The sequence below is a fragment of the Streptomyces sp. HUAS TT7 genome (genome assembly GCF_051550175.1).
In the GTDB taxonomy this organism is placed as follows: Bacteria; Actinomycetota; Actinomycetes; order Streptomycetales; family Streptomycetaceae; genus Streptomyces.
The window spans coordinates 6,661,228-6,687,529 of the sequence record NZ_CP196175.1 but is presented as its reverse complement, the minus strand read 5'-3'; the positions used below and the strand labels follow the sequence as shown (position 1 = coordinate 6,687,529).

The 26,302-nt window shown below is 68.2% G+C and carries 22 protein-coding genes and 2 rRNA genes; 9 read left to right on the top strand and 15 right to left on the bottom strand.

All coding sequences use genetic code 11. From position 1 onward, the window contains the following. Positions 1-91: 91 nt before the first annotated feature. From ACSHXC_RS30095 to ACSHXC_RS30085, 3 genes are all read right to left on the bottom strand, one after another. Positions 92-3,214: ribosomal RNA gene (locus ACSHXC_RS30095) — 23S ribosomal RNA — on the bottom strand. Between the two features lie 285 nt (positions 3,215-3,499). After that, a 16S ribosomal RNA gene (locus ACSHXC_RS30090) occupies positions 3,500-5,025 on the bottom strand. The 16S and 23S rRNA genes sit together here, the layout of an rRNA operon. 554 nt (positions 5,026-5,579) lie before the next feature. After that, positions 5,580-6,221: a DNA-3-methyladenine glycosylase gene (locus ACSHXC_RS30085; RefSeq protein ID WP_438294569.1), complete on the bottom strand. Its 642-nt coding sequence runs from the start codon at positions 6,219-6,221 to the stop codon at positions 5,580-5,582. Positions 6,222-6,315: 94 nt separating this feature from the next. On the opposite strand from ACSHXC_RS30085, the gene ACSHXC_RS30080 reads away from it, so the two are divergent. From ACSHXC_RS30080 to ACSHXC_RS30070, 3 genes are all read left to right on the top strand, one after another. Further along, complete coding sequence (locus ACSHXC_RS30080; protein ID WP_438294568.1) at positions 6,316-7,098, top strand: sporulation protein; 783 nt, start codon at positions 6,316-6,318, stop codon at positions 7,096-7,098. A gap of 56 nt (positions 7,099-7,154) precedes the next feature. Continuing rightward, the gene (locus tag ACSHXC_RS30075; protein WP_438294567.1) at positions 7,155-7,691 is read left to right on the top strand and encodes a YbhB/YbcL family Raf kinase inhibitor-like protein; all 537 of its coding nucleotides are present in this window, start codon (positions 7,155-7,157) and stop codon (positions 7,689-7,691) included. A gap of 181 nt (positions 7,692-7,872) precedes the next feature. Continuing rightward, positions 7,873-8,388: an HNH endonuclease gene (locus ACSHXC_RS30070; protein ID WP_438294566.1), complete on the top strand. Its 516-nt coding sequence runs from the start codon at positions 7,873-7,875 to the stop codon at positions 8,386-8,388. A gap of 87 nt (positions 8,389-8,475) precedes the next feature. Here the strand turns inward: ACSHXC_RS30070 and ACSHXC_RS30065 are convergent, their stop codons facing one another. From ACSHXC_RS30065 to ACSHXC_RS30050, 4 genes are all read right to left on the bottom strand, one after another. Further along, complete coding sequence (locus ACSHXC_RS30065; protein ID WP_438294565.1) at positions 8,476-9,249, bottom strand: sulfite exporter TauE/SafE family protein; 774 nt, start codon at positions 9,247-9,249, stop codon at positions 8,476-8,478. A gap of 123 nt (positions 9,250-9,372) precedes the next feature. Then, positions 9,373-10,323 (bottom strand): SPFH domain-containing protein, encoded by a 951-nt coding sequence (locus tag ACSHXC_RS30060; protein ID WP_053724170.1) that lies wholly within the window; start codon positions 10,321-10,323, stop codon positions 9,373-9,375. Between the two features lie 79 nt (positions 10,324-10,402). Then, on the bottom strand, positions 10,403-10,831 hold the full coding sequence (locus tag ACSHXC_RS30055) for an NfeD family protein (RefSeq protein WP_438294564.1): 429 nt from the start codon (positions 10,829-10,831) through the stop codon (positions 10,403-10,405). A 49-nt stretch (positions 10,832-10,880) separates the two neighbouring features. After that, the gene (locus ACSHXC_RS30050) at positions 10,881-11,672 is read right to left on the bottom strand and encodes an ABC transporter ATP-binding protein (protein ID WP_114035983.1); all 792 of its coding nucleotides are present in this window, start codon (positions 11,670-11,672) and stop codon (positions 10,881-10,883) included. A 147-nt stretch (positions 11,673-11,819) separates the two neighbouring features. On the opposite strand from ACSHXC_RS30050, the gene ACSHXC_RS30045 reads away from it, so the two are divergent. Next, entirely contained in the window at positions 11,820-12,605 is a 786-nt protein-coding gene (locus ACSHXC_RS30045) for a hypothetical protein (protein WP_438294563.1), read from the top strand. 102 nt (positions 12,606-12,707) lie between these two features. Here the strand turns inward: ACSHXC_RS30045 and ACSHXC_RS30040 are convergent, their stop codons facing one another. From ACSHXC_RS30040 to ACSHXC_RS30030, 3 genes are all read right to left on the bottom strand, one after another. Next, a complete protein-coding gene (locus tag ACSHXC_RS30040) occupies positions 12,708-12,941 on the bottom strand; it encodes a chaplin (RefSeq protein ID WP_438294562.1) in 234 nt (77 codons plus the stop codon). A 162-nt stretch (positions 12,942-13,103) separates the two neighbouring features. Beyond that, positions 13,104-13,748 (bottom strand): response regulator, encoded by a 645-nt coding sequence (locus ACSHXC_RS30035; protein WP_438294561.1) that lies wholly within the window; start codon positions 13,746-13,748, stop codon positions 13,104-13,106. Beyond that, a complete protein-coding gene (locus tag ACSHXC_RS30030; protein WP_438294560.1) occupies positions 13,741-14,925 on the bottom strand; it encodes a GAF domain-containing sensor histidine kinase in 1,185 nt (394 codons plus the stop codon). The genes ACSHXC_RS30035 and ACSHXC_RS30030 overlap by 8 nt, the downstream gene beginning before the upstream one ends. A gap of 184 nt (positions 14,926-15,109) precedes the next feature. Here ACSHXC_RS30030 and ACSHXC_RS30025 point away from each other — a divergent pair, with 184 nt between their 5' ends. From ACSHXC_RS30025 to ACSHXC_RS30015, 3 genes are all read left to right on the top strand, one after another. After that, the gene (locus ACSHXC_RS30025) at positions 15,110-15,820 is read left to right on the top strand and encodes an SDR family NAD(P)-dependent oxidoreductase (protein WP_438294559.1); all 711 of its coding nucleotides are present in this window, start codon (positions 15,110-15,112) and stop codon (positions 15,818-15,820) included. Further along, complete coding sequence (locus ACSHXC_RS30020) at positions 15,817-16,896, top strand: S-adenosylmethionine:tRNA ribosyltransferase-isomerase (RefSeq protein ID WP_438294558.1); 1,080 nt, start codon at positions 15,817-15,819, stop codon at positions 16,894-16,896. Before ACSHXC_RS30025 ends, ACSHXC_RS30020 begins: the two co-directional genes overlap by 4 nt. A 269-nt stretch (positions 16,897-17,165) precedes the next feature. Further along, the gene (locus ACSHXC_RS30015) at positions 17,166-17,837 is read left to right on the top strand and encodes a transglycosylase SLT domain-containing protein (RefSeq protein ID WP_438294557.1); all 672 of its coding nucleotides are present in this window, start codon (positions 17,166-17,168) and stop codon (positions 17,835-17,837) included. Positions 17,838-17,944: 107 nt separating this feature from the next. Here the strand turns inward: ACSHXC_RS30015 and ACSHXC_RS30010 are convergent, their stop codons facing one another. Further along, positions 17,945-20,473: an FHA domain-containing protein gene (locus tag ACSHXC_RS30010; RefSeq protein WP_438294556.1), complete on the bottom strand. Its 2,529-nt coding sequence runs from the start codon at positions 20,471-20,473 to the stop codon at positions 17,945-17,947. 348 nt (positions 20,474-20,821) lie between these two features. On the opposite strand from ACSHXC_RS30010, the gene ACSHXC_RS30005 reads away from it, so the two are divergent. Continuing rightward, complete coding sequence (locus ACSHXC_RS30005) at positions 20,822-22,420, top strand: streptophobe family protein (protein WP_438294555.1); 1,599 nt, start codon at positions 20,822-20,824, stop codon at positions 22,418-22,420. A 101-nt stretch (positions 22,421-22,521) separates the two neighbouring features. Then, positions 22,522-23,763: a phosphoserine phosphatase SerB gene (gene serB, locus ACSHXC_RS30000; RefSeq protein ID WP_438294554.1), complete on the top strand. Its 1,242-nt coding sequence runs from the start codon at positions 22,522-22,524 to the stop codon at positions 23,761-23,763. A gap of 78 nt (positions 23,764-23,841) precedes the next feature. On the opposite strand, the gene ACSHXC_RS29995 is transcribed toward serB, so the two are convergent. From ACSHXC_RS29995 to ACSHXC_RS29980, 4 genes are all read right to left on the bottom strand, one after another. After that, on the bottom strand, positions 23,842-24,360 hold the full coding sequence (locus ACSHXC_RS29995; RefSeq protein ID WP_438294553.1) for a SixA phosphatase family protein: 519 nt from the start codon (positions 24,358-24,360) through the stop codon (positions 23,842-23,844). Between the two features lie 95 nt (positions 24,361-24,455). Then, a complete protein-coding gene (locus tag ACSHXC_RS29990; RefSeq protein ID WP_438294552.1) occupies positions 24,456-24,662 on the bottom strand; it encodes a hypothetical protein in 207 nt (68 codons plus the stop codon). 205 nt (positions 24,663-24,867) lie between these two features. Next, positions 24,868-24,984, bottom strand: coding sequence for an SGM_5486 family transporter-associated protein (locus tag ACSHXC_RS29985; protein ID WP_264197919.1), 117 nt, complete (start codon positions 24,982-24,984; stop codon positions 24,868-24,870). 30 nt (positions 24,985-25,014) lie between these two features. Continuing rightward, on the bottom strand, positions 25,015-26,301 hold the full coding sequence (locus tag ACSHXC_RS29980) for a CynX/NimT family MFS transporter (RefSeq protein ID WP_438294551.1): 1,287 nt from the start codon (positions 26,299-26,301) through the stop codon (positions 25,015-25,017). Position 26,302: the final 1 nt, after the last annotated feature.

Below are 26,302 nucleotides of genomic sequence, written 5' to 3'. Positions count from 1 at the left end.
GAGCGAACAAGCACACTTTTCAATTAAGTGGGTTCTGCTCAACCAGCAACTGTTCGTTGCTTCAGAACAAACACAGTGGACGCGAGCAACTGAGGACAAGCCCTCGGCCTATTAGTACCAGTCAGCTCCACCCGTTACCGGGCTTCCACATCTGGCCTATCAACCCAGTCGTCTACTGGGAGCCTTACCCCATCAAGTGGGTGGGAACACTCATCTCGAAGCAGGCTTCCCGCTTAGATGCTTTCAGCGGTTATCCTTTCCGAACGTAGCCAACCAGCCATGCCCTTGGCAGGACAACTGGCACACCAGAGGTTCGTCCGTCCCGGTCCTCTCGTACTAGGGACAGCCCTTCTCAATATTCCTGCGCGCGCAGCGGATAGGGACCGAACTGTCTCACGACGTTCTAAACCCAGCTCGCGTACCGCTTTAATGGGCGAACAGCCCAACCCTTGGGACCGACTCCAGCCCCAGGATGCGACGAGCCGACATCGAGGTGCCAAACCATCCCGTCGATATGGACTCTTGGGGAAGATCAGCCTGTTATCCCCGGGGTACCTTTTATCCGTTGAGCGACGGCGCTTCCACAAGCCACCGCCGGATCACTAGTCCCGACTTTCGTCCCTGCTCGACCCGTCGGTCTCACAGTCAAGCTCCCTTGTGCACTTACACTCAACACCTGATTGCCAACCAGGCTGAGGGAACCTTTGGGCGCCTCCGTTACTCTTTAGGAGGCAACCGCCCCAGTTAAACTACCCATCAGACACTGTCCCTGATCCGGATCACGGACCGAGGTTAGACATCCAGCACGACCAGAGTGGTATTTCAACGACGACTCCACCATGACTGGCGTCACGGCTTCACAGTCTCCCACCTATCCTACACAAGCCGAACCGAACACCAATATCAAACTGTAGTAAAGGTCCCGGGGTCTTTCCGTCCTGCTGCGCGAAACGAGCATCTTTACTCGTAGTGCAATTTCACCGGGCCTATGGTTGAGACAGTCGAGAAGTCGTTACGCCATTCGTGCAGGTCGGAACTTACCCGACAAGGAATTTCGCTACCTTAGGATGGTTATAGTTACCACCGCCGTTTACTGGCGCTTAAGTTCTCAGCTTCGCCACACCGAAATGTGACTAACCGGTCCCCTTAACGTTCCAGCACCGGGCAGGCGTCAGTCCGTATACATCGCCTTACGGCTTCGCACGGACCTGTGTTTTTAGTAAACAGTCGCTTCTCGCTGGTCTCTGCGGCCACCCCCAGCTCAGAGTGCAAGACTCATCACCAGTTGTGGCCCCCCTTCTCCCGAAGTTACGGGGGCATTTTGCCGAGTTCCTTAACCATAGTTCACCCGAACGCCTCGGTATTCTCTACCTGACCACCTGAGTCGGTTTAGGGTACGGGCCGCCATGAAACTCGCTAGAGGCTTTTCTCGACAGCATAGGATCATCCACTTCACCACAATCGGCTCGGCATCAGGTCTCAGCCTCAACGTGCGACGGATTTGCCTACCGCACGGCCTACACCCTTACCCCGGGACAACCACCGCCCGGGCTGGACTACCTTCCTGCGTCACCCCATCGCTTACCTACTACAAGTCTGGGTCACCGGCTCCACCACTTTCCTTTCCCCGAAGGGTCCGGAACGGCTTCACGGGCTTAGCATCGCCTGATTCGATACTGGGCGTTTCAAAGCGGGTACCGGAATATCAACCGGTTGTCCATCGACTACGCCTGTCGGCCTCGCCTTAGGTCCCGACTTACCCTGGGCAGATCAGCTTGACCCAGGAACCCTTAGTCAATCGGCGCACACGTTTCTCACGTGTGTATCGCTACTCATGCCTGCATTCTCACTCGTGAACCGTCCACCACTAGCTTCCGCTGCAGCTTCACCCGGCACACGACGCTCCCCTACCCAACCCAACAGGCGTTGGCCCTATTGCTGGATTGACACGACTTCGGCGGTACGCTTGAGCCCCGCTACATTGTCGGCGCGGAATCACTTGACCAGTGAGCTATTACGCACTCTTTCAAGGGTGGCTGCTTCTAAGCCAACCTCCTGGTTGTCTCTGCGACTCCACATCCTTTCCCACTTAGCGTACGCTTAGGGGCCTTAGTCGATGCTCTGGGCTGTTTCCCTCTCGACCATGGAGCTTATCCCCCACAGTCTCACTGCCGCGCTCTCACTTACCGGCATTCGGAGTTTGGCTAAGGTCAGTAACCCGGTAGGGCCCATCGCCTATCCAGTGCTCTACCTCCGGCAAGAAACACACGACGCTGCACCTAAATGCATTTCGGGGAGAACCAGCTATCACGGAGTTTGATTGGCCTTTCACCCCTAACCACAGGTCATCCCCCAGGTTTTCAACCCTGGTGGGTTCGGTCCTCCACGACCTCTTACAGCCGCTTCAACCTGCCCATGGCTAGATCACTCCGCTTCGGGTCTAGAGCGTGCAACTCAAACGCCCTGTTCGGACTCGCTTTCGCTACGGCTTCCCCACACGGGTTAACCTCGCTACACACCGCTAACTCGCAGGCTCATTCTTCAAAAGGCACGCAGTCACGACGCACCGAACAAGCTCGATGCGCGACGCTCCCACGGCTTGTAGGCACACGGTTTCAGGTACTATTTCACTCCGCTCCCGCGGTACTTTTCACCATTCCCTCACGGTACTATCCGCTATCGGTCACCAGGGAATATTTAGGCTTAGCGGGTGGTCCCGCCAGATTCACACGGGATTTCTCGGGCCCCGTGCTACTTGGGTGTCTCTCAAACGAGCCGTTGATGTTTCAGCTACGGGGGTCTTACCCTCTACGCCGGACCTTTCGCATGTCCTTCGCCTACACCAACGGTTTCTGACTCGCCTCACAGCCGGCAGACTGTGAAAGAGAGATCCCACAACCCCGCATGCGCAACCCCTGCCGGGTATCACACGCATACGGTTTGGCCTCATCCGGTTTCGCTCGCCACTACTCCCGGAATCACGGTTGTTTTCTCTTCCTGAGGGTACTGAGATGTTTCACTTCCCCTCGTTCCCTCCACATACCCTATGTGTTCAGGTACGGGTGACAGCCCATGACGACTGCCGGGTTTCCCCATTCGGAAACCCCCGGATCAAAGCCTGGTTGACGGCTCCCCGGGGACTATCGTGGCCTCCCACGTCCTTCATCGGTTCCTGGTGCCAAGGCATCCACCGTGCGCCCTTAAAAACTTGGCCACAGATGCTCGCGTCCACTGTGCAGTTCTCAAACAACGACCAGCCACCCATCACCCCGAACCAACCGGTTCGAGTGCACTGGGGCCGGCAACCGAAGACACAACCTTCACGGCCGCACCTTCAGACACCCAACAGCGTGCCCGGCCCAGCCAGCCGATGTATTTCGCGTTCCACGCCGAAGCAGTACTTGCAAAACCACCGAACCAACTGTGCCGAATAGTCAACGTTCCACCCATGAGCTGACCGTGCAGGACACTTGCCTGCAGACGGTGCTGTGCTCCTTAGAAAGGAGGTGATCCAGCCGCACCTTCCGGTACGGCTACCTTGTTACGACTTCGTCCCAATCGCCAGTCCCACCTTCGACAGCTCCCTCCCACAAGGGGTTGGGCCACCGGCTTCGGGTGTTACCGACTTTCGTGACGTGACGGGCGGTGTGTACAAGGCCCGGGAACGTATTCACCGCAGCAATGCTGATCTGCGATTACTAGCAACTCCGACTTCATGGGGTCGAGTTGCAGACCCCAATCCGAACTGAGACCGGCTTTTTGAGATTCGCTCCGCCTCACGGCATCGCAGCTCTTTGTACCGGCCATTGTAGCACGTGTGCAGCCCAAGACATAAGGGGCATGATGACTTGACGTCGTCCCCACCTTCCTCCGAGTTGACCCCGGCAGTCTCCTGTGAGTCCCCATCACCCCGAAGGGCATGCTGGCAACACAGAACAAGGGTTGCGCTCGTTGCGGGACTTAACCCAACATCTCACGACACGAGCTGACGACAGCCATGCACCACCTGTATACCGACCACAAGGGGGACACCATCTCTGATGTTTTCCGGTATATGTCAAGCCTTGGTAAGGTTCTTCGCGTTGCGTCGAATTAAGCCACATGCTCCGCTGCTTGTGCGGGCCCCCGTCAATTCCTTTGAGTTTTAGCCTTGCGGCCGTACTCCCCAGGCGGGGAACTTAATGCGTTAGCTGCGGCACCGACGACGTGGAATGTCGCCAACACCTAGTTCCCAACGTTTACGGCGTGGACTACCAGGGTATCTAATCCTGTTCGCTCCCCACGCTTTCGCTCCTCAGCGTCAGTAATGGCCCAGAGATCCGCCTTCGCCACCGGTGTTCCTCCTGATATCTGCGCATTTCACCGCTACACCAGGAATTCCGATCTCCCCTACCACACTCTAGCCAGCCCGTATCGAATGCAGACCCGGGGTTAAGCCCCGGGCTTTCACATCCGACGCGACTGGCCGCCTACGAGCTCTTTACGCCCAATAATTCCGGACAACGCTTGCGCCCTACGTATTACCGCGGCTGCTGGCACGTAGTTAGCCGGCGCTTCTTCTGCAGGTACCGTCACTTGCGCTTCTTCCCTGCTGAAAGAGGTTTACAACCCGAAGGCCGTCATCCCTCACGCGGCGTCGCTGCATCAGGCTTTCGCCCATTGTGCAATATTCCCCACTGCTGCCTCCCGTAGGAGTCTGGGCCGTGTCTCAGTCCCAGTGTGGCCGGTCGCCCTCTCAGGCCGGCTACCCGTCGTCGCCTTGGTAGGCCATCACCCCACCAACAAGCTGATAGGCCGCGGGCTCATCCTTCACCGCCGGAGCTTTCAACCCCCCACCATGCGGTGGAAGGTGTTATCCGGTATTAGACCCCGTTTCCAGGGCTTGTCCCAGAGTGAAGGGCAGATTGCCCACGTGTTACTCACCCGTTCGCCACTAATCCACCCCGAAGGGCTTCATCGTTCGACTTGCATGTGTTAAGCACGCCGCCAGCGTTCGTCCTGAGCCAGGATCAAACTCTCCATGAATGTTTACCCGTCATCGGGTGCACACATCACGTAAGAGCGGGACGGAACCACCGGAATAAGGCGGCCCGTCCACAGCGTCCTCGCTGTGTTTGTCGCCACCCACACCCCAAAAGGGGACGGATGGACTTTTCAAAGGAACCTCGATCCGCCGGAGCGGATACGGGGTTGTCAATCTGGCGTTGACTTTTGGCACGCTGTTGAGTTCTCAAGGAACGGACGCTTCCTTCGTACTCACCCTCGCGGGCTTTCCTCCGGGCGCTTCCCTTCGGCATTTCGTGTTCCCGACTCTATCAGACTCTTTCGTGTCCGATTCCCCGTCGGAATTGGGGTTTGCTTCGAGATCTTCGCTTTCGCGTTTCCCTTTCGGCGTGTCCACTACTTTAGCGGGTTTCCCCGGCCATTCATAATCGAGTCATTCGAGTTCGTATTTCGGCATGCCGAGATACAGACCCGTTGGGGTTCGATCGTAGATAGTGGATGGCCGCTTGGGGTTGCTGAACAGCAGGGCCCGTCTCAAGCGGCTCGGGCTACGTTAGGCGCCGCTTGAGGCCGAGTCAAGTTCGGCGTTTGCGGGGCTGATGCGCCCGATACGGGCTCACCGTGGGGTCCTCGGAGATCCAGAAGCGCCACGGATGCGGGGCTCCGTCGCCGCCCACTCCGGTGCGCGGTCCACTGCGTACCTGGTCGGGCGTGGGAGGGGTACCCGTCAGTATGGAGAGAGGGGCCTCCGGACCGTCGCACACGTCGGTGCCGTTCAGGGTCCGCCCCACGTCCAGTGCGGTGGCCAGGCGGGCCGGACCTTTGGCCAGTTCTCGGTCATGGCGGGCCGAGATTCGACGTTTGCGGGCCAGATCTGCGCCCACCCGGATCTCCCCCGCCCTGAGCAGAACACCGCTCGCGCGTCCCTCGGGACCACACACCAGGTTGAGGCAGTGCCACATGCCGTACGTGAAGTAGACGTACGCGTGGCCGGGCGGCCCGAACATCACCTCGTTCCGGGGCGTGCGGCCGCGGAAGGCGTGGGAGCCCGGGTCGTTCGGGCCGTCGTACGCCTCGACCTCCGTCAGGCGGAGTTCGAGAGGGCCCGAGGCGGTATGGCGTACGAGCGTGCGGCCCAGGAGGTCCGGAGCGACCTCCAGGACGGGCCGGTCGAAGAAGTCCCTTGGCAGTGGCGTACGTTCGGTGCCCGCGATCATGGCGTCCGAGGGTAGTGGACGGCGGGACGGAACCGGACACGGCGGTTGCGCCTTCGTAGGGTCGAGGTCGAGAAGATGCAGGGGAAGGACTGGCATGGGGTTCAAGCGGCTGCTGGCGAGCTTGGGGGCCGGCGGGGCTTCGGTGGAGACCGAGCTCGCCGAGACCAATGTGGTGCCGGGCGGGGTCGTCCAGGGTGAGGTGCGGATCCAGGGCGGGTCGGTCGACCAGCAGATCGAGGGGCTCTCGGTCGGGCTGCAGGCCCGCGTCGAGGTCGAGGGCGGCGAGCACGAGCACAAGCAGGACATCGAGTTCACCAAGGTGCGGCTCGGCGGGGCCTTCGAGGTGAAGGCAGGGGCCGTGCATGTGGTGCCGTTCGGCCTGGAGATTCCCTGGGAGACGCCGGTCACGGCCGTCGCCGGACAGCCGCTGCGGGGCATGCACATCGGCGTGACGACCGAGCTGGAGATCGCCCGGGCGCTCGACTCGGGCGACCTGGACCCGATCCAGGTGCATCCGCTGCCGGCCCAGCAGGCGATCCTCGACGCGTTCATCCAGCTGGGCTTCCGCTTCAAGAGCGCGGACATGGAGAAGGGCCACATCCGCGGGACGCGGCAGCGGCTGCCCTTCTACCAGGAGATCGAGTTCCGCCCGCCGTCGCAGTACCGGGGTCTGAACCAGGTGGAGCTGTCCTTCGTCGCGGACGACCGCGCGATGGACGTGGTCCTGGAGATGGACAAGAAGCCGGGGCTGTTCAGCGAGGGCAGCGACTCCTACCGCTCGTTCGAGGTCGGCCTCCACGACTTCCAGGGGACCGACTGGGCCGCATATCTCAATCAGTGGCTGGCCGAGGTCGGCGGGCGGCGGAACTGGTTCTGAGCAAAGACGCCCTAGGCTCGGCTCCACCAGTTGATGCCGAATCAGGAGGTGCCGACGTGAGCGAGCTCAAGAGGCCGCCGCTTCCCCACGACTTCCACCCCGAGGTGCCGTCGTTCACCGTGGTGAGCGAGGACGTCGAGCCGGGTGCCGTGCTCAAGGACGCCCAGGTCTACTCGGCCGGGAACACCTCGCCGCAGCTGCGGTGGGAAGGGTTTCCGGCCGGGACGAAGAGCTTCGCGGTGACGTGCTTCGACCCGGACGCGCCCACGGGCAGCGGGTTCTGGCACTGGTCGGTGTTCGACATCCCGGCGTCGGTGACCGAGCTGCCCGCGGGGGCCGGCAGCGGCAAGTTCGAGGGGCTGCCGGCCGGGGCCGTACAGGTACGCAACGACTACGGGTCGAAGGACTTCGGCGGTGCTGCGCCGCCGGCCGGCGAGACCCACCGTTACGTCTTCACGGTGTACGCGGTCGACAGCGAGAAGCTCGGCCCGGATGCGGATGCCTCACCCGCCGTGGTCGGTTTCAACCTGCGGTTCCACACGCTCGGGCGTGCGCAGCTCATCGGTGAGTACACGGGCCCCGCACAGAGCTGATCGTTCGCTTTCCGTTTGCCCTGCCCTGGTCTTGGAGAGATCAGGGCAGGGCATTTTTCTGTTGTCGGCCGGGTTCGTCGCCCGCGCCGGCACCCGATATTGCGTTGTCCATCGTGGCGAGCCCGGCCAGAGTTGATCCCAGCCCGCCAGTCAGTGGGCCGGCACTACGGAGGTGGGCAGGATGCGGGACACGCTGGTACTGAATGCGAGCTTCGAGCCGCTGTCGACGGTGACGCTCAACCGTGCCGTGGTGCTGGTGCTCCAGGACAAGGCCGTGGTCGAGCAGTCCCATCCCCGGCTGCGGCTGCGTGCGGCCACCATGGACATACCGGCGCCGCGGGTGATCAGGCTGTGCAGGTACGTACGGGTGCCGTTCCGAAGACAGGCTCCGTGGTCGAGGCGGGGGGTACTGATCAGGGACCAGCACCGGTGCGCGTACTGCGGGCGGCGCGCGACGACCGTGGACCATGTGGTGCCGCGGGCGCAGGGTGGCCGGGACGGCTGGCTGAACACGGTGGCGTCCTGCGCCGAGGACAACAACCGCAAGGCGGACCGGACGCCGGAGGAGGCTGGGATGCCGCTGCTCCGGCAGCCGTTCGTGCCGTCGCCGGCCGATGCGATGCTGCTCGCGATGGCGGCCGGGGACCGGTCCGAGCTGCCCGAGTGGCTGGCTTCGGGCGCCGTACCGGCCGCGTAACGGGGTCGACTTCCTTGTGGAGAGCCCGCTTTCGGAATGAAGGCGGGCTTCTTCACGTGCGTCATGTGCGCAATGTGCGTACGGCCGCTATTTCAGGGTCAGTTGGAGGATCGCGACGATGCCGACGGCGATGATCACTCCGCGCAGCACCGCGGGCCTGAGGCGGCGGCCGACCTTGGCCCCGATCTGGCCTCCTATGGTCGAGCCGACGGCGATGAGCAGGACGGCGGTCCAGTCGAACTCGGCGACGAAGAGGAAGAAGACGGCCGCGATGCCGTTGACCACGGCGCCGAGGATGTTCTTGACGGCGTTGATGCGCTGCAGGCTGTCGTGCAGGAGCAGGCCCATCAGGGAGAGGTAGAGCACGCCCTGGGCGGCGCCGAAGTAGCCGCCGTACATGCTGGCGAGGAAGAGGCCTGCGAGGAGGGCGGCGCCGCCCTCGGGGTGGGCCTCGGTGCCGCTGGCCTCACGGCGGCGCCTGATGGCGGCGGCCAGGCGCGGCTGGAACAGGACGAGGACGAGGGCCAAGCCGACCAGGACCGGGACGATCGCGTCGAACGACGAGGACGGCAGCGCGAGCAGCAGGATCGCCCCGGCGAGACCGCCGAGCAGGGCGATGCCGCCGAGGCGGAGCACCCTGCGGGTCTGGCCACGCAGTTCGTGGCGGTAGCCGATGGCCCCGCTGATGGAGCCGGGGACCAGGCCGAGCGCGTTGGACACGTTCGCGGTGATCGGTGGCAGGCCGGTCGCTAGCAGCACGGGGAAGGTGAGGAGCGTGCCGGATCCGACGATCGTGTTGATGGTGCCCGCGCCGATGCCGGCGGCGAAGACCGCGAGTGCTTCCCAGATGGACAAGGCCATCTCCTTACACGTTCAGTGAGTCGCCTCCCCGCCATCGAGGTCGAGGGGCCTCACCGATCATGCATGAAGGGTGTATGGGGCAGTCAACTGCCCCTGGCGCATGGGCCGTTCGGCCCATGACCATCAGTCCACCGGGGGTTCTTCGCGGCGCTCGGTCGCACCGTTGCCGTTGTTGCCGCCGGTGTTGAAGCCGGGCATGCCGCCGCCGAGGTTGCCGAAGGCGCCGGAGAGGCCCTTGAGGGCGTCGCCGATCTCGCTGGGCACGATCCAGAGCTTGTTGGCATCGCCCTCGGCGATCTTCGGGAGCATCTGGAGGTACTGGTAGGAGAGCAGCTTCTGGTCGGGGTCGCCGGCGTGGATGGACTCGAAGACCGTGCGGATGGCCTGGGCCTCGCCCTCGGCACGCAGGGCGGCCGCCTTGGCCTCACCTTCGGCGCGCAGGATCGCGGACTGCTTCTCACCCTCGGCGCGCAGGATCTCCGACTGCCGTACACCTTCGGCCTGGAGGATGGCCGCGCGCTTGTCACGGTCGGCGCGCATCTGCTTCTCCATCGAGTCCTGGATGGAGGTCGGCGGCTCGATCGCCTTGAGTTCGACGCGGTTGACGCGGATGCCCCACTTGCCGGTGGCCTCGTCGAGGACGCCGCGCAGGGCCGCGTTGATCTCCTCGCGGGAGGTCAGGGTCCGCTCCAGGTCCATGCCGCCGATGATGTTGCGGAGCGTGGTGACGGTGAGCTGCTCGATCGCCTGGATGTAGCTGGCGACTTCGTACGTGGCGGCCCGGGCGTCGGTCACCTGGTAGTAGATGACGGTGTCGATGTTGACGACCAGGTTGTCCTGGGTGATCACCGGCTGGGGCGGGAAGGGGACGACCTGCTCGCGGAGGTCGATCCGGTTGCGGATCGAGTCGATGAACGGGACGACGATGTTCAGACCCGCGTTCAGCGTCCTCGTGTAGCGGCCGAAGCGCTCCACGATGGCGGCGCTGGCCTGCGGGATCACCTGGATCGTTTTGATCAGGGCGATGAAGACCAGCACCACCAGGATGATCAGGACGATGATGATCGGTTGCATCGCGTACCCCGTGCCCTTCTTGCTCTCGGATGGCCCTGGAAACGTTGGTAGTTACCGGACCCGATGATCCTGGCATGGTTCACATGACGATGGCAGTGGCTCCGTCGATCTCGACGACGTCGACCTGACGGCCTGGCTCGAATACCCCGTCCGCGTCGAGCGCGCGGGCCGACCAGACCTCGCCCGCGAGTTTGATCCGGCCGCCGCCGGCGTCGACCCGTTCCAGGACGACGGCCTGACGGCCCTTCAACGCCTCGGTGCCGGTGGCGAGTTGGGGACGCTGGGCCCGATGGCGGGCGGCGATGGGCCGTACGACGGAGACGAGGGCGACCGAGACCACCACGAAGACGAGGACCTGGGCCACGGGACCGAGTCCGAAGCCCGCGCCTATGGCGGCGGCGACCGCGCCGACCGCCATCATGCCGAATTCGGGCATGGCGGTCAGAACGAGGGGAATGCCCAGAGCTGCCGCGCCTATCAGCCACCAAACCCATGCCTCGATGTCCACAAGGTCATGGTAGGTCCGGGCATCCCCTCACCGACAGTGCACTAAGGCCCTAGCCGAGCGGGAGGCCGGTCGCCGTGTAGCGGTCGCCGCGATGCTCGACGAGGAGCGGGAGGCCGAAGCAGAGGGAGAGGTTGCGGGAGGTGAGCTCGGTCTCCATGGGGCCGGCGGCGAGGACCTTGCCCTGTCGGATCATGAGGACGTGGGTGAAGCCGGGGGCGATCTCCTCGACGTGGTGGGTGACCATCACCATCGAGGGCGCGTACGGGTCGCGGGCGAGCCGGCCCAGGCGCCGGACCAGGTCCTCGCGGCCGCCGAGGTCGAGGCCGGCGGCCGGCTCGTCGAGGAGGAGGAGCTCGGGGTCGGTCATCATGGCGCGGGCGATCAGGGTGCGCTTGCGCTCGCCCTCGGAGAGCGTGCCGAACTTGCGGTCCAGGAAGTCCGTCATGCCGAGCCGGTCGAGGAAGGCGCGGGCGCGGTCCTCGTCGACGGCGTCGTACTCCTCCTGCCAGGTGGCGGTCATGCCGTACGCGGCGGTGAGCACGGTCTGCAGGACGGTCTGGCGCTTGGGGAGCTTGTCGGCCATGGCGACGCCGGCCATGCCGATGCGCGGGCGCAGCTCGAAGACGTCCACCTTGCCGAGCTGTTCACCGAGGATCTTGGCGGTGCCGGTGCTCGGGAAGAGGTAGCTGGAGGCGATGTTGAGGAGGGTGGTCTTGCCGGCGCCGTTGGGACCGAGGATGACCCAGCGCTCGCCTTCCTTGACCGACCAGGAGACGTCGTCCACCAGAGCGCGTCCGTCGCGGACCACGGATACGTCCACCAGCTCCAGTACATCGCTCATGAGCGCGTTGTCTCCCCATGCCATCGTCTTGAGTTCGCGAGTGCTTGCCGGGGGCGCCTGTGGGCGCGGTCCCCAGGGAAAACCTACGCCACTGGCGAAGTGATCCCGCCTCTAGGTCCGGCCCTGCGGTTTCTCTAGGGTTGAAGCATGTTCTCGGAACCACGTTCAGGTCGGCTGGCCGCTTGGGGAAATGCCCTGTTGGCCGGAAATGTCTCGCCGGACGACGCGGCGCTCGCGATCGTCGGGGACGACGCGGTGCACCGCGTGGAGGGGCTGCCCGGCGAATCCGCGCCGGTGGGGCTCACGCTGGCGCTCGGCCGGCTGCGCACCCTCGGGGTGACCGGCTGGCGGGTCGCGCTCCCGGCGGCGGGGCATCCGCTGGGGCTCAGCGGTCCCCCGGAGTTCAACGCACGCGCCCTTGAGGCCGAGGAGGCCGTGATCGGGTTCGGGGCGCCCTACGGTCTCGTTCCCGAGCTGTACGAGGCCGGGCCCGCCGGGGATGTGCACACGCAGGTCGTCTGGCACTGCCTGGCGGTGCGCGAGGCGCCGCCCGCGGACGTGCCCTCGCTCGGGGAGGCCGAGCGTGAGCTCGCGGAGGCGCTGCGGGAGGCGACGGCCGCGCTCACCCGGCTCGACGTGGCGGGCTCGGGTCCGGCCGCGACCGCCGCGATCGACGCCTACCGGGCGCGGGCCGAGGGCCCCGACGAGGAGGTGCTCGCGCCGGGCTATCCGCCGCGCGCGGTACGGGTGTTGGAGCTGGCCCGGCGGGTCGGGCTGCTGGTGTCGCTGGCGTACGAGAGCGGGCACGGGGGCGCGGTGAGCGCCTCGGAGATCACGGCGCGGGGCGAGGCGCTGCGCCCGGTCGAGCGGGTGGCCCGGCGGGCCAGGGTCGCGGCGTACAACGCGTATGTGGAGGAGCGGGAGCGGGGCTGAGGTCTCGCGGGCCGAGGTCTCGGCGCCGAAACGGTCCGGGCAGCGGACCGGCCCCCGGGTGGAACCCGGGGGCCGGAGGTCACTGCGCTGGCGCGGGGCCGGTCAGTTGTTGGTGGCCTCGTTCCCGAAGGCCGAGTTGAGGAGGCCGACCACGTTGAGCGTGTTGCCCGAGACGTTCAGGGGGACGCTCACCGGAGCCTGCACCAGGTTGCCGGAGGCGATGCCCGGGGAGTGCTCGGCCTTGCCGTCGGCGCCGTGGGCGGAGGCGGCACCGGTCGCGGCAGCGAGGGCTCCGCCGGCGAGCACGGTGACGGCGAGAGCCTTGTTGAGCTTCATGTTCTGGAATCCTCCTGGTCTTCGCCGCGACCAACCGCCGCGGCATGCCTGGAGAACGGCCGCCGCCACCAGGGGGATGCGCTATGTGGGTGACATCCACACGACGGTATGAATCTTGCACCGGATGGTGACGATCCGGTTTACGTATGTCGGACAGTCGGATCAGCCCGTCACGCCGTGCCGCACGGCCCACAGCGCGGCCTGCGTGCGGTCGGCCAGGTCCAGCTTCATCAGGATGTTGGAGACGTGCGTCTTGACGGTCTTCTCGGACAGCACGAGGTGGCGGGCGATCTCGCGGTTGGAGCGGCCGTCGGCGATCAGCGCGAGGACCTCCTTCTCCCGCTCGGTGAGGGTCGAGCCGCGCCCGGTGCCTCCGTGCCCGTCGTCCTGGCTGAGCAGGGCGCCCGCGACCTCGGGCTGGAGCAGCACATGGCCGGCGTGCACCGAGCGGATCGCTCCGGCAAGCGCGTCCGGGTCGACGTCCTTGTATACGTAGCCGGAGGCGCCGGCGCGCAGGGCGGGGACCACGGTGCGCTGCTCGGTGAAGCTGGTGACGACGAGGACCTTGGCCCCATTGGCGAGCTCGCGGAGCTTGCGCAGGGCCTCGATGCCGTCCATGCCCGGCATCTTCACGTCCATCAGGACGACGTCCGGCTTCAGCTCCTCGGCGCGGGCCACGCCCTCGGCGCCGTCGGAGGCCTCCCCCACCACTTCTATGTCGTCCTGTACTTCCAGGAACGTACGCAGCCCTCGGCGGACCACCTGGTGGTCGTCCACGAGCAGGACCCTGATCACCTTGTCAGCCACCGGGGACCTCCATCTCGATCGTGGCGCCCTCGCCGGGTGCCGATTGCACGGTGAGCCTGCCGCCGACGCCGCTCGCCCGGTGCCGCATCGACACCAGGCCGAGGTGGCGGCCCGCGCGGCGGACCCGGCTCGGCTCGAAGCCCCGGCCGTTGTCCGTGACCCGCAGGACCGCGCCCTGGCCGCGTCGCTCCAGGACGACGTCGACCCGGCCGGCGCCGGAGTGGCGCAGCGCGTTGTGCAGGGCCTCCTGGGCGACCCGGAGCAGGGCCTCCTCCTGGGCCGGCGGCAGCGCGCGCACCCCTTGGTTGTCGAAGGTGACGCGGGCCGAGTGGGCCCGGTCGAGGACCTGGATCTGGGTGCGCAGCGTGTGCACCAGGCCGTCCTCCTCCAGGGCCGCGGGCCTCAACTCCACCACGGCGGCGCGCAGTTCGTCGGCCGCTTCTGCCGCGAGGGCCGCGACCTGCTGGAGCTCGCCCTTGGCGCGGGCCGGGTCGCGGTCCACCAGGGTGGCGGCCGCCTGGGCGGTGAGGCGGAGCGAGAAGAGCTTCTGGCTGACCGCGTCGTGCAGCTCGTGGGCGAGCCGGGAGCGCTCCTCGGCGATGGTCAGCTCGCGGCTGCGCTCGTACAGGCGGGCGTTGGTGAGGGCGATCGCGGCGTGCTGGGCGAGCAGGCGAAGGAGTTCCTCGTCGTGCTGGGTGAAGCCGCAGCCGCCGTCCGGCTTGGGGCAGCGCTTGTTGGCTAGGAAGAGGGCGCCGAGCGTCTCCTCGCCGTCGCGGATCGGCATGCCCAGGAAGTCGGACATGTCGGGGTGGGCGGAGGGCCAGCCCTCGAAGCGCGGGTCCTTGCGGACGTCGGCGAGGCGCTCGGCCTTCTCCTCGTGAAGCATCGCGGCCAGGATGCCGTGCTGGCGGGGCAGCGGCCCGATGGCCCGCCACTGCTCCTCGCTCACCCCGTCGACCACGAACTGGGCGAAGCCGCCGTGGTCGTCCGGGACGCCGAGCGCCGCGTACTCCGCGTCGAGCAGCTCGCGGGCGGACGCGGTGATCGTCTTGAGGACGTCCCCGACCTCCAGGTGCCTGCTCATGGCGAGCAGGGCGGTGCTCACGGCGGCGAGGCCCGCGCTCGGTGACGGGGTCTCCCCTGGTCCGGGGGCGTGTGGAGGACGGGAGCGGCTCATGTGGTCACCGTACCGGCGGGGTGTGACAGCGCGCCTCGGCCTGTGGACCGCTGCTGATTAGGCCGCCGGGCCTAGGTCGAAGTGCCTTGCCGGGGTGGGGCCCGCGTCCGAGGCGGCGGGGGCGCACCCGGAGCCACTCTGAACGCATCGACGGACAGCTCGACGGACAGAGGGGTTGGTCATCATGCCGGTTGCGATCATCACGGGGGCCTCGAAGGGGCTCGGACGGGCGCTCGCCGGGGCGCTGGCGGAGCGGGGCTGGGACCTGGTCCTCGATGCCAGGACCGCTTCTGTACTGGAGGAGGCGGCGCGCGGGCTCGATACGTACGGGACGAAGGTCGTGGCGCTGCCCGGGGACGTCACCGATGCCGGGCACCGCGCGGAGCTGGTGGCGGCGGCCCGGGATCTCGGCGGGCTCGACCTCCTGGTGAACAACGCCTCCGCGCTGGGCGCCGAGCCGCTCGTACGGCTCGACGAGCTGGACCTGGCCGGTCTGCGGGCGGCCATGGAGACCAATGTGGTCGCGGCGCTCGGCCTCGTGCAGGAGGCGCTGCCGCAGCTGCGGGAGTCCCCCGCGGGCGCGGTGGTCGCGGTCAGTTCGGACGCGGCGGCCGAGGCGTACGGGACATGGGGCGGGTACGGGGCCTCGAAGGCGGCCCTCGACCAGCTGGCGGCGGTGCTCGCCGTGGAGGAGCCGGGGCTCCGGGTGTGGGCGGTGGACCCGGGCGACATGCGCACCGACCTGTACGCGGCGGCGGTGCCGGGCGACGACTCGGACCGGCCGGAGCCCTCGACGGCGGTGCCGGGATTCCTGCGGCTCCTCGACGAGCGGCCGGCGAGCGGGCGCTACAGCGCCCCCTCTCTTGCAGAAGGCCTTGTGGAGGTGACCCGATGACCGTGCCCATGGTGGTGCGGGTGCCCGACGGTCTGCTCGCTTCGGTGCCCGCGGAAGTGCGCGGGACGGGGCGCGACGACGTACGGCTGATGGTGTCGCGCGGCACGCGGGTCTCCCACCACGCCTTCCGTGATCTCGCCGGGCAGCTGCGGGCCGGTGACGTCCTGGTCGTCAATACGTCGCAGACGATGCCCGCGGCGGTCGACGGGACGGTGGAGGGCCGGCCGGTGGTGGTGCACTTCTCGACCCGGGGACCCGACGGGCGCTGGGCGGTGGAGCTGCGTACGCCGACGGCGTCGGGGAGCACCGAGCGGCGGACCGGGGACCGGGCGGGGGCCGTGGTGGCGCTGCCCGGTGGGGAGCGGCTCGTGCTCGACGAGGCGCTGAGCCCGGACCGGCTGTGGTGGGCGCGGGTCTCCGCGGCGGATGTGCCGGGGCTGCTGCACCGGCACGGGCGGCCCATCCGGTACGGGTACACCGAGCGGGACCAGCCGCTCGCCGCCTACCAGACGGTGTTCGCGCTGCCGGCGCCCGGCGGGCTCGGCTCGGCGGAGATGCCGAGCGCGGCGCGGCCCTTCACGGTCGAGCTGATCGCGGAGCTGGTGCGGCGCGGCGTGCAGTTCGCGCCGGTCACGCTGCATACGGGGGTGGCATCGGCGGAGGCGCACGAGCCGCCGTACCCGGAGCGTTTCGAGGTGCCGGGGGCGACGGCCCGCCTGGTGAACGCCGCCAAGGCGGGGGGCGGCCGGGTGGTGGCTGTAGGGACGACGGGGGTGCGCGCCCTGGAGTCGGCGGCCGGGGCCGACGGGGTGGTGCGCGCGGCCGCGGGCTGGACGGATCTCGTGGTGACCCCGGAGCGCGGGGTGCGGGTGGTGGACGGTCTGCTGACCGGGCTGCACGAGCCGGAGGCCTCGCACCTTCTGATGCTGGAGGCGATCGCGGGGCGCGAGGCGCTGGCCGCCGCCTACGACCAGGCACTGAGCAGGCTCTACCTGTGGCACGAGTTCGGCGACGTCCACCTCATCCTTCCGGACGAGAACCCTCACCGTGTGCATTGCTACAGCAACGCCTGGTGAGACTGTTACGTGTCCGATGTGAGCCCGCGCATAGGACGCACATCACTTACGAAGCGGTTTAGTGGACAAATAAAGGCGGTGTGAGCGGGGTGAGAGTGGGTACGAGCCGTCTTTCGCCCGGGCGTGATCCACTACCCGGCTTCGTATGTAGCACCTTTGCCACCAGATTTTGCGGCCGCTAACAATGGCTCCCGTCGCACAGCGCTGCGGCTACATCGCCGCGGCGCTTCGGTGCGCCGTCCACGCCATTCGGAAGAGGTCCAGCAGCCATGCCCGAGTCCAGCAACCCTGGTCACAGTCGTCTGACCCAGACGCACAAGATCTCGATTGCCGGTGTCGCCGCCCTCGGCGCCGCCGCTCTCGCCCTCTCGGTCTTCCCCGGGACGGGTCAGTCGGGCAACGCCGTAGCTGCCGAGCCCGCCGCCTTCTCGGCGACCGTCGCCAGCACGAAGACCGTTTCGGAGTCCGTCTCCAAGCAGCACGTCACCGCCGCCCAGCAGGCCAAGACCGCCGCCAAGGCGCAGGCCGACGCGGACGCCAAGGCGAAGGCCGCGGCCGAGGCGAAGAAGCGGGACGAGGCGGCTGCCGCCAGCCGCTCCGCCGCCCGCAAGCCGGTGTACGCGAACAACCTCGACGGCTGGATCCGCGAGTCCCTCGACATCATGAAGAGCAAGGGCATCCCGGGCACCTACGAGGGTCTGCACCGCAACATCATGCGCGAGTCGACCGGTAACCCGAACGCCATCAACGGCTGGGACATCAACGCCATCAACGGCGTCCCGTCCAAGGGCCTGCTCCAGGTCATCCAGCCGACCTTCAACGCGTACCACGTGCCCGGCACCTCGTGGAACATCTACGACCCGGTCGCCAACATCACCGCCGCCGCCAACTACGCGGCCGACAAGTACGGCTCGATGGACAACGTCAACAGCGCCTACTGATCCTTTTCAGGACCGCTGGTCCTCGCCGGACGGCTGATCTCTCCGGACGCAGCAGAAGGGCGGCACCCCCTCGGGGGTGCCGCCCTTCTCGCGTGGTCAGGCGCGGGCTACTTGCGCATGACCTCGGGCTCGTGGCGGCGCAGCAGGCGTGCGACCACGAAGCCGAGGGCCACGCCGATGAACAGCAGCACCGAGATGTCGATGAACCACTGCGACGCCTCGTGCTTCCACAGCGGGTCGAGGTTGGTCGGGTCGTTCTGGTCCATCGGCCCCATCAGGTGGGACAGGTCGAGCGTCGTGCCGACGCCCGCGATGGCCCAGCGCGACGGCATCAGCCAGGCGAACTGCTCCAGGCCGACCGAGTCGTACACCTTGAACAGGATGCCGGTGAAGACGACCTGCACGATGGCGAACATGACCAGGAGCGGCATCGTCTTCTCGGAGGTCTTCACCAGCGAGGAGATGATCAGGCCGAACATCATCGAGGTGAAGCCGAGGGCGATCACGACCAGGCACATCTCGACCGCGGGCGGCATCACGAGGCCCTCGGTGGGCAGCTTGCGGGTCGAGAAGCCGATCACGCAGAGGATCACGCCCTGGAAGGCCGTGATGACGCCGAGCACGAGGATCTTGGACATCAGGTACGCCGAGCGGGACAGGCCGGTGGCCCGTTCCCGTTCGTAGATGACCCGTTCCTTGATCAGTTCTCGTACGGAGTTGGCCGCACCGGAGAAGCACATGCCGACCGCGAGGATCAGCATGATCGTGCCGGCGTCGCCGTTGAACCGGGACGGCGGCGTGGGCGGCGCGAGGCCGAACTTCGCCGGGATGACGACGCTGACCGAGCCGATCACCGCGGGCAGGGCCACCGACAGGGCGAGGAAGCCCTTGTCGGAGGCGATGACCGAGACGTAGCGGCGCATCAGGGTCCACAGCTGGGAGACCCAGCCCTGCGGCTTCGGCGGCTTCATCGCCTGGGCCGGCGGCATCTGTACGGACTGCGGGGCGACCGCGTCGATGTCCGCGGCGTACATCTGGTAATGCTGCGAGCCCTTCCAGCGGCCCGCCCAGTCGTAGTCGCGGTAGCTCTCGAAGGCGGAGAAGACATCGGCCCAGGTGCTGTAGCCGAAGAAGTTCAGCGCCTCCTCGGGCGGACCGAAGTACGCCACCGAGCCGCCCGGCGCCATCACGAGGAGCTTGTCGCAGATGGCGAGCTCGGCCACCGAGTGGGTGACGACCAGGACGGTGCGGCCGTCGTCGGCGAGGCCGCGGAGCAGCTGCATGACGTCGCGGTCCATGCCCGGGTCGAGGCCCGAGGTGGGCTCGTCGAGGAAGATCAGCGACGGCTTGGTCAGGAGCTCCAGGGCCACCGAGACGCGCTTGCGCTGCCCACCGGAGAGGGAGGTGACCTTCTTCTCCTTGTGGATGTCGAGCTTGAGCTCGCGCAGCACCTCGTCGATGCGCTGCTGGCGCTCGTTCTCGGTGGTGTCGGCGGGGAAGCGCAGCTTGGCCGCGTACTTCAGCGCCTTCTTGACGGTCAGCTCCTTGTGCAGGATGTCGTCCTGCGGGACCAGACCGATGCGCTGGCGCAGCTCGGCGAACTGCTTGTACAGGTTCCGGTTGTCGTAGAGGACGTCACCCTTGTTGGCGGGCCGGTAGCCGGTGAGTGCCTTGAGCAGGGTGGACTTTCCGGAGCCCGAGGGGCCGATGACCGCGATGAGGGACTTCTCGGGGACGCCGAAGGAGACGTCCTTGAGGATGTCCTTGCCGCCGTCGACCGTGACGGTCAGGTGGCGGGCCGAGAAGGAGACGTCACCGGTGTCGACGAACTCTTCGAGCCGGTCGCCGACGATGCGGAAGGTCGAGTGGCCGACACCGACGATGTCCTGCGGGCCGAGCAGGACGCTGCCGCCCTTGGCGATCGGCTGGCCGTTGACGTACGTGCCGTTGTGGGACCCGAGGTCGCGGATCTCCATCCGGCCGTCGGGCGTCGCGTGGAACTCCGCGTGGTGACGCGAGACCTGGAGGTCGGAGACCACCAGCTCGTTCTCAAGGGCACGGCCGATCCGCATGACGCGGCCGAGCGCGACCTGGTGGAACGTGGTCGGGCTGCGGTCGCCGTAGACCGGCGGAGCACCCGCGCCGCCGCCCTGCTGCTGCGGGAACTGCGGCTGCTGAGCCTGGGGCTGCTGAGCCTGGGGCTGCTGCCACTGCTGCTGCGGCGGGACCTGCGCCTGCTGGGGCTGCTGCTGCCACTGCTGCGGCGGGGCCTGCTGGGGCTGCGGGTGGGCAGGCGCGGCCTGCGCCTGCTGGGCCGGGGCGGGCTGCGCGTAGGCGGCCGCGGCGGCACCGCTCAGATTCAGCCGCGGGCCGTCGGTCGCGTTGCCGAGGTGGACGGAAGAGCCGGGGCCGATTTCCATCTGGTGGATCCGCTGGCCCTGCACATAAGTGCCGTTGGTCGATCCGTGATCCTCGATGACCCAACTGCGGCCGCCCCAGCTGATCGTGGCGTGGCGCCACGAGACTCTGGCGTCGTCGACCACGAGGTCACCCTGCGGATCACGCCCGAGGGTGTACGACCTGGACGGATCGAGCGTCCAGGTGCTGCCATTCAATTCCAGTACGAGTTCCGGCACTCCAGCCCCACTTATCGTCCCCCGAAAGACCTCCGCACCGGAGGCCTGTGACTCCCGACACAGGGAGTCTAGGGATGGTGAACATCGTGGGGAACTATTTCAGGCCCGGGCTCGTATCCGAAACCCGGGCCTTGTGAATTACGTGCACAGACCCGGCACAGTCCGGTCGCGGTCGTGCAACAGGCGCCCGCGGTCCGCCCGTTGACGTGGACCAAACACCCCCCGAGAGTAGTAAGCGCCCATGAGTGCGTACGGATCATGATGTCCGCCCATAAATGAACATGGCAGCGGATGAAAATGGTTCCTCCGTGCGAATAGGGGCAAGTCGGCTCGTATCGGGGGGTCCTGATGAGCGTGGGCGACAACGACGTCCGAGGCGTGATCCGGTGGGGCGATGTCGTGCTCGCCTCGATCGCCTCGGTGAGCTGGGCGCTGGTCGCGATGGCGGGCACGGCCGCGCTCGGGCTGCATCTGCTCGGAGCCGACGCGGCGGGGGCGCTCGGCCCGATGACCGCGGCCGTGGTGGTGCTCGGGGCCGGCGGCTCGGTCACCCCGTCCGGCGACGTCTCGGCGTTCGGGCTCACCGGCGCCGAGGCGAGAACGGCCGTCGATTTCACGCCACTGGGCGTCGGGCTCGCGGGCGCCCTGCTGCTCGCCTTCTTCTTCCTCCGCTCGCTGCGGGCCGCCGGAGCCTGGATCTCCGGCGCGGAACTCGCGGCCCGCGCGGCCGCGGTGGCCGTTCTGTTCGTCGCCGTCGTCGGCGCGCTCGCCTGGGCCGGCCACGACCTCATCACGCTCGACGGCTCCCAGCTGGGCCTCGGCCGGGTGAAGGTGCCCGGCGTGCCGAGCATCCCCGGCATCGGGGACGTCGGTGGCCTGCTGCCCGGCCGGCTCGCCGATCTCGCGGACGCCAAGGCGAAGGTCGGCTTCAGCGTCCAAACCACCCGCTCGCTGGTGGGCGCGGCCTGCTGGGTGCCCGCGGTCCTGGTGATCGCCCTGCTCGCCTCGCGCCGCACCCCGCTGCCGCGCGGCTGGTCGGCGTTGCACCGGGTGGTGCGGCCCGCGGTGTCCGCGCTGGTGTCGGTGGTCCTGGTGGCGGTCGTGGCGGGGCTCGCGGCGGCGGCGTACGCGGCGATCGGCGACGCCCACCCGAAGCGGATCGCGGGCGCGGCGCTGCTCGGCGCGCCCAACGGGGTGTGGCTGGCGATCCCGCTCGGGCTCTTCGTGCCCTGGCACGGGCATGCCACGGGCACCCTCGCCACCGTCCTGCCCGACCCGCTCGACAAGCTGATCGGGGCGAAGAGCGACGAGTCGGTGACGCTGGGGCGGCTGGCCCAACTCGACCATCGGGTCTGGCTGTTGGCGGTCGCGACGGGGGTGCTCATGCTGTACGCGGGGGTGCTCGCCGCGGCTCGTACGCCGGTGGGCGGGCGCTCGCTCGGCGCTTTCGTGGGGCGGTGTGCGCTGTCGCTGGCCGCGGCCACCGCGGTGGCGCTTCCCCTGATGGTGTGGCTCACCGGGGTGTCCGCGAACGCGTCGCTGTCGGTTCTGGGCTTCGACGCGTTCGGGGCGGGCATCGAGCTGCACGGCGACGCGGGGCTCGCCCTCGCGCTCGGCGCCGGGTGGGGGGCCGTGGCGGGGGCGGTGGGCGCGCTGCTCGCGTGGACGGCGGGGGCGGCGGGGCGGCGGGCCGCGGTCCTGGCCCGCGTCCCGGCACCCGGCGTGCCCGGGCCCCGCGAGGAGACGGTGCCGGGTCCGTACAACCCGGCGCCCTCCTACCGCCCGCCGAACCCCGACACCAACCCGTATCTGAAGCTGCCGCCGGGCCTGCACGGCTCCCCCACGATGCCGGGTCCCCCGGGCCGCCCCCGGGCGGGGCCCCGCCCGTACCGGCCCCCGGAGGAGGGCCCGCCGCCTCCGCCCGGGGCGCCGCGGGGCCGCCGCTGAGCAGCACGCCGTCCCGGTGACGGGGCCGTACGAGGGGGCGCTGTCCGCAGGGCGGGACGGCGTGCCGGGCGTGCGCCGTGGCCGGATACGGTGGGATCACCATGACGCCATCGCCCCTGCCCCTCGCCGGCCAGAACTCCGACGCCGGTCAGAGCTCTGACGTACCGACCCTCCTCGTCAAGATCTTCGGCAAGGACCGCCCCGGCATCACCGCCGGGCTCTTCGACACCCTCGCCGCCTACTCCGTCGATGTCGTGGACATCGAACAGGTCGTCTCCCGTGGCCGTCTCGTCCTGTGCGTGCTCGTCACCGAGCCGACCGTGGCCACCTCGGGAGAGCTGCGCGCCACCGTGCACAGCTGGGCCGAATCACTCAGGCTCGAAGCCGAGATCATCTCCGGCATCGGCGACAACAGGCCGCGCGGCAGCGGCCGTTCGCACGTCACCGTGCTCGGCCACCCGCTGACCGCCGAGTCCACGGCGGCCATAGCGGCCAGCATCACCGCCACCGGCGGCAACATCGACCGCATCTTCCGGCTCGCCAAGTACCCGGTCACAGCGGTGGAGTTCGCGGTGTCCGGGGTGGAGACCGCGCCGCTGCGCACCGCGCTGGCGACCGAGGCCGCCGCCCTCGGCGTGGACGTGGCCGTCGTCTCGGCGGGGCTGCACCGGCGGGCCCAGCGGCTCGTCGTGATGGACGTGGACTCCACGCTGATCCAGGACGAGGTGATCGAGCTCTTCGCCGCGCACGCCGGGTGCGAGGACGAGGTCGCCGAGGTCACCGCCGCCGCGATGCGCGGCGAGCTGGACTTCGAGCAGTCGCTGCACGCCCGGGTGGCGCTCCTGCGCGGCCTTGACGCGTCGGTGGTGGACAAGGTGCGGGCCGAGGTCCGGCTCACTCCCGGCGCCCGCACCCTGATCCGTACGCTCAAGGCGCTCGGCTATCAAGTGGGCGTCGTCTCGGGCGGGTTCACCCAGGTCACCGACGGTCTCAAGGACCAGCTCGGGCTCGACTTCGCCTCCGCCAACACCCTGGAGATCGAGGACGGCAAGTTCACCGGCCGGGTCACGGGCGACATCGTCGACCGGGCCGGGAAGGCGCGGCTGCTGCGGGAGTTCGCCGCCGAGGCAGGGGTGCCGCTGGCCCAGACGGTGGCGATCGGCGACGGCGCCAACGACCTCGACATGCTGAACGCGGCGGGCCTCGGCGTCGCCTTCAACGCCAAGCCGGTGGTCCGCGAGGCCGCGCACACCGCGGTGAACGTGCCCTTCCTCGACACCGTGCTCTATCTGCTCGGCATCACCCGGGAAGAGGTCGAGGCGGCGGACGGCCTCGTCGACTGAACCGCCCGTACGTGGTGAAGGCCCCGCGCACATCGCGTACCGGGGCCTTCGTCGCGTACGAAAGCGTTCGTGACGGGGTCAGGCGTGCGGGGCCCAGAAGGAGACGAGCCTGCCCACCCCGTGCTCCACGGACTTCCAGGAGCCGTTGAAGGTGAGCACGGCGACGGCGCAGGTGGGGAAGCCGCTGCGGTTCATCCGGGCCAGTACGTCGCCCTCGGCGTCACCGGCGAGCGCGTCGGCAAGCGCGTGCATCCCGGGGTTGTGCCCGACGAGCAGGAGGTCGGCGACGTCGTCGGGGGTCTCGTTGACCAGCGCGATCAGCTCGCCGAGGGAGGCCTCGTACATCCTCTCCTCGTACACCGTCCTGGGGCGCTGCGGCAGTTCCTGGACGGCGAGCTTCCAGGTCTCGCGGGTCCTGGCCGCGCTGGAGCAGAGGGCGAGATCCGGGACGACGCCGGCTCCGGCCAGCCAGCGGCCGGCGACGGGGGCGTCCTTCCTGCCCCGTTCGGCGAGCGGCCGGTCGTGGTCGGACACCTGGGGCCAGTCGGCTTTCGCGTGCCTCAGAAGGACGATCCTGCGGGGTGTATCGACGCTCATGTTCCCCAGCTTCGCATGAATCGCGCCATCGGGCGCAGAGTGTTCGCGGGCTCCGCCAGGGGGGTGACGACTGTGGTCGCGGGGGCTTTCGCGACCTAGTGCGAGAGGCTCTCGTGGATGCGGTCGACGAGGTGGGTGAGGGTGCCGTCGCCGGAGACGGCGTGGGTGTCGCCCGATCCGATGACGAGTGCGAGCAGCACGAAGAACGCGATGGCGGGCAGTACGACGCCCCACCACGGCAGCTTGAAGTCGACGCCACCGGCGGTCGGTTGGGGGGACCTGGGGTGGATGTGGGCCGACATGACCGCCTCCGTGTGGGTTCCGGGTTCGAATGCCGCGGGCGAACGGGGTGTTCGCCGCGGTACCTCAAAACCTACGGATCCGGCGGACGTCATCCCATCCGGTGACCCACCCACTTGACCCTGACCCTGACCCCCTAGGGGATGGTGGGGCTAGCACCACCATCCCCTGTCCGGGGCACGCGGCCGGGCGCCCGTCGGGCCTCGGTCAGGGGGAGGCGATCGTCGCGATGACGGCGACGACGACCGTGACGGCGAGCATCGCGCCGAGCACGAGCAGGAGCTTCTTGTGGCTGTTCTGCGGATTGGGTTCGAGCACTGGCATGCGGCCAGTGTCGCACCCCGGTTTCGCCCGCTATCGCCGGGCCCCGGCCTCGTCCTCGATCGTACGGTCGCGGCCCGCCAGGATGCCGACGACGATCTGCGGCACCATGAGGGCCGCCATCAGCGCGATGGGCAGGTCCCAGCCGCCGCTGCGGTCGTGCAGGACGCCGACCAGGAGCGGCCCGGGGATGGAGAGCAGGTAGCCGACGCACTGGGCGAAGGCGGAGAGCCGCACGACGCCCGCGCCGGTCCGCGACCGCTTGCCGATCATCGTGAGGGCCAGCGGGAAGGCGCAGTTGGAGATGCCGAGCAGCAGCGCCCAGGCCCAGGCTCCGGCGGCCGGCGCGAGGTAGAGCCCGGCGTAGCCCGCCAGGCCGCAGCTGCCGAGCGCGACGACGATGGGGCCCTGGCTGCGCAGCCGGTTGACCAGCCACGGGATGACGAAGCCGAGCGGCACACCCATGACCATGGTGATGGAGAGCAGCAGCCCCGCGGTGCCGGCCGAGACGCCCGCGTCGCGGAAGATCGTCGGCATCCAGCCCATGGTGATGTACGCGCCGGTGGCCTGGAGCCCGAAGAAGCAGGCCAGCGCCCAGGCGGTGCCGCTGCGGGTGATGCGCAGCGCGGGCGCCGCCTCCCCCTTGGCGCTGACGGCCGGAGCCGCGCTCCCGGAACGGTCACGCGTCAGCGGGATCCAGACGGCCACCGCGACGACGGCGAGCAGCGCCCAGATGCCGAGCCCCTGGCGCCAGCTGCCGCCCAGCGCATCGGTGAGGGGCACGGTGGTGACCGCGGCGAGCGAGGTGCCCGCGGCGAGCGCCATCGAGTAGAGGCCGGTCATCGAGCCGACCCGGTCGGGGAAGTACCGCTTGACGATCACCGGCATCAGGACGTTGCTGACGGCTATGCCCATCAGGGCGAGCGCGCTGGCCGCGAGGAAGGTGACGGTGCCGCCCGCGAAGGGGCGCAGGAGCAGGCCCGCGGTGATGGCGGCCATGCCCGCGAAGACGACGGCGCCGGGGCCGAAGCGGCGGGCGAGGCGCGGCGCCATGATGCCGAACAGGGCGAAGCAGAACGCCGGGACCGAGGTGAGGACGCCCGCGATGCCGCCGCTCATGTGCAGCCCGCCGGTGACCTCCTTCATCAGCGAGCCGAGGCTGGTGATGGCCGGACGCAGGTTGAGGGCGGCGAGCACCAGCGCGAGCGGCACGAGCCAGCGCGTCCACGACGGCACCCGGCCCGCGTCGGCGGGGGCTTCGAGGGGCTCGGTGCGGGCGGCGGGCGCGGGGCTCAGCGTGGTGGTCTCTTCGTCGGGCATG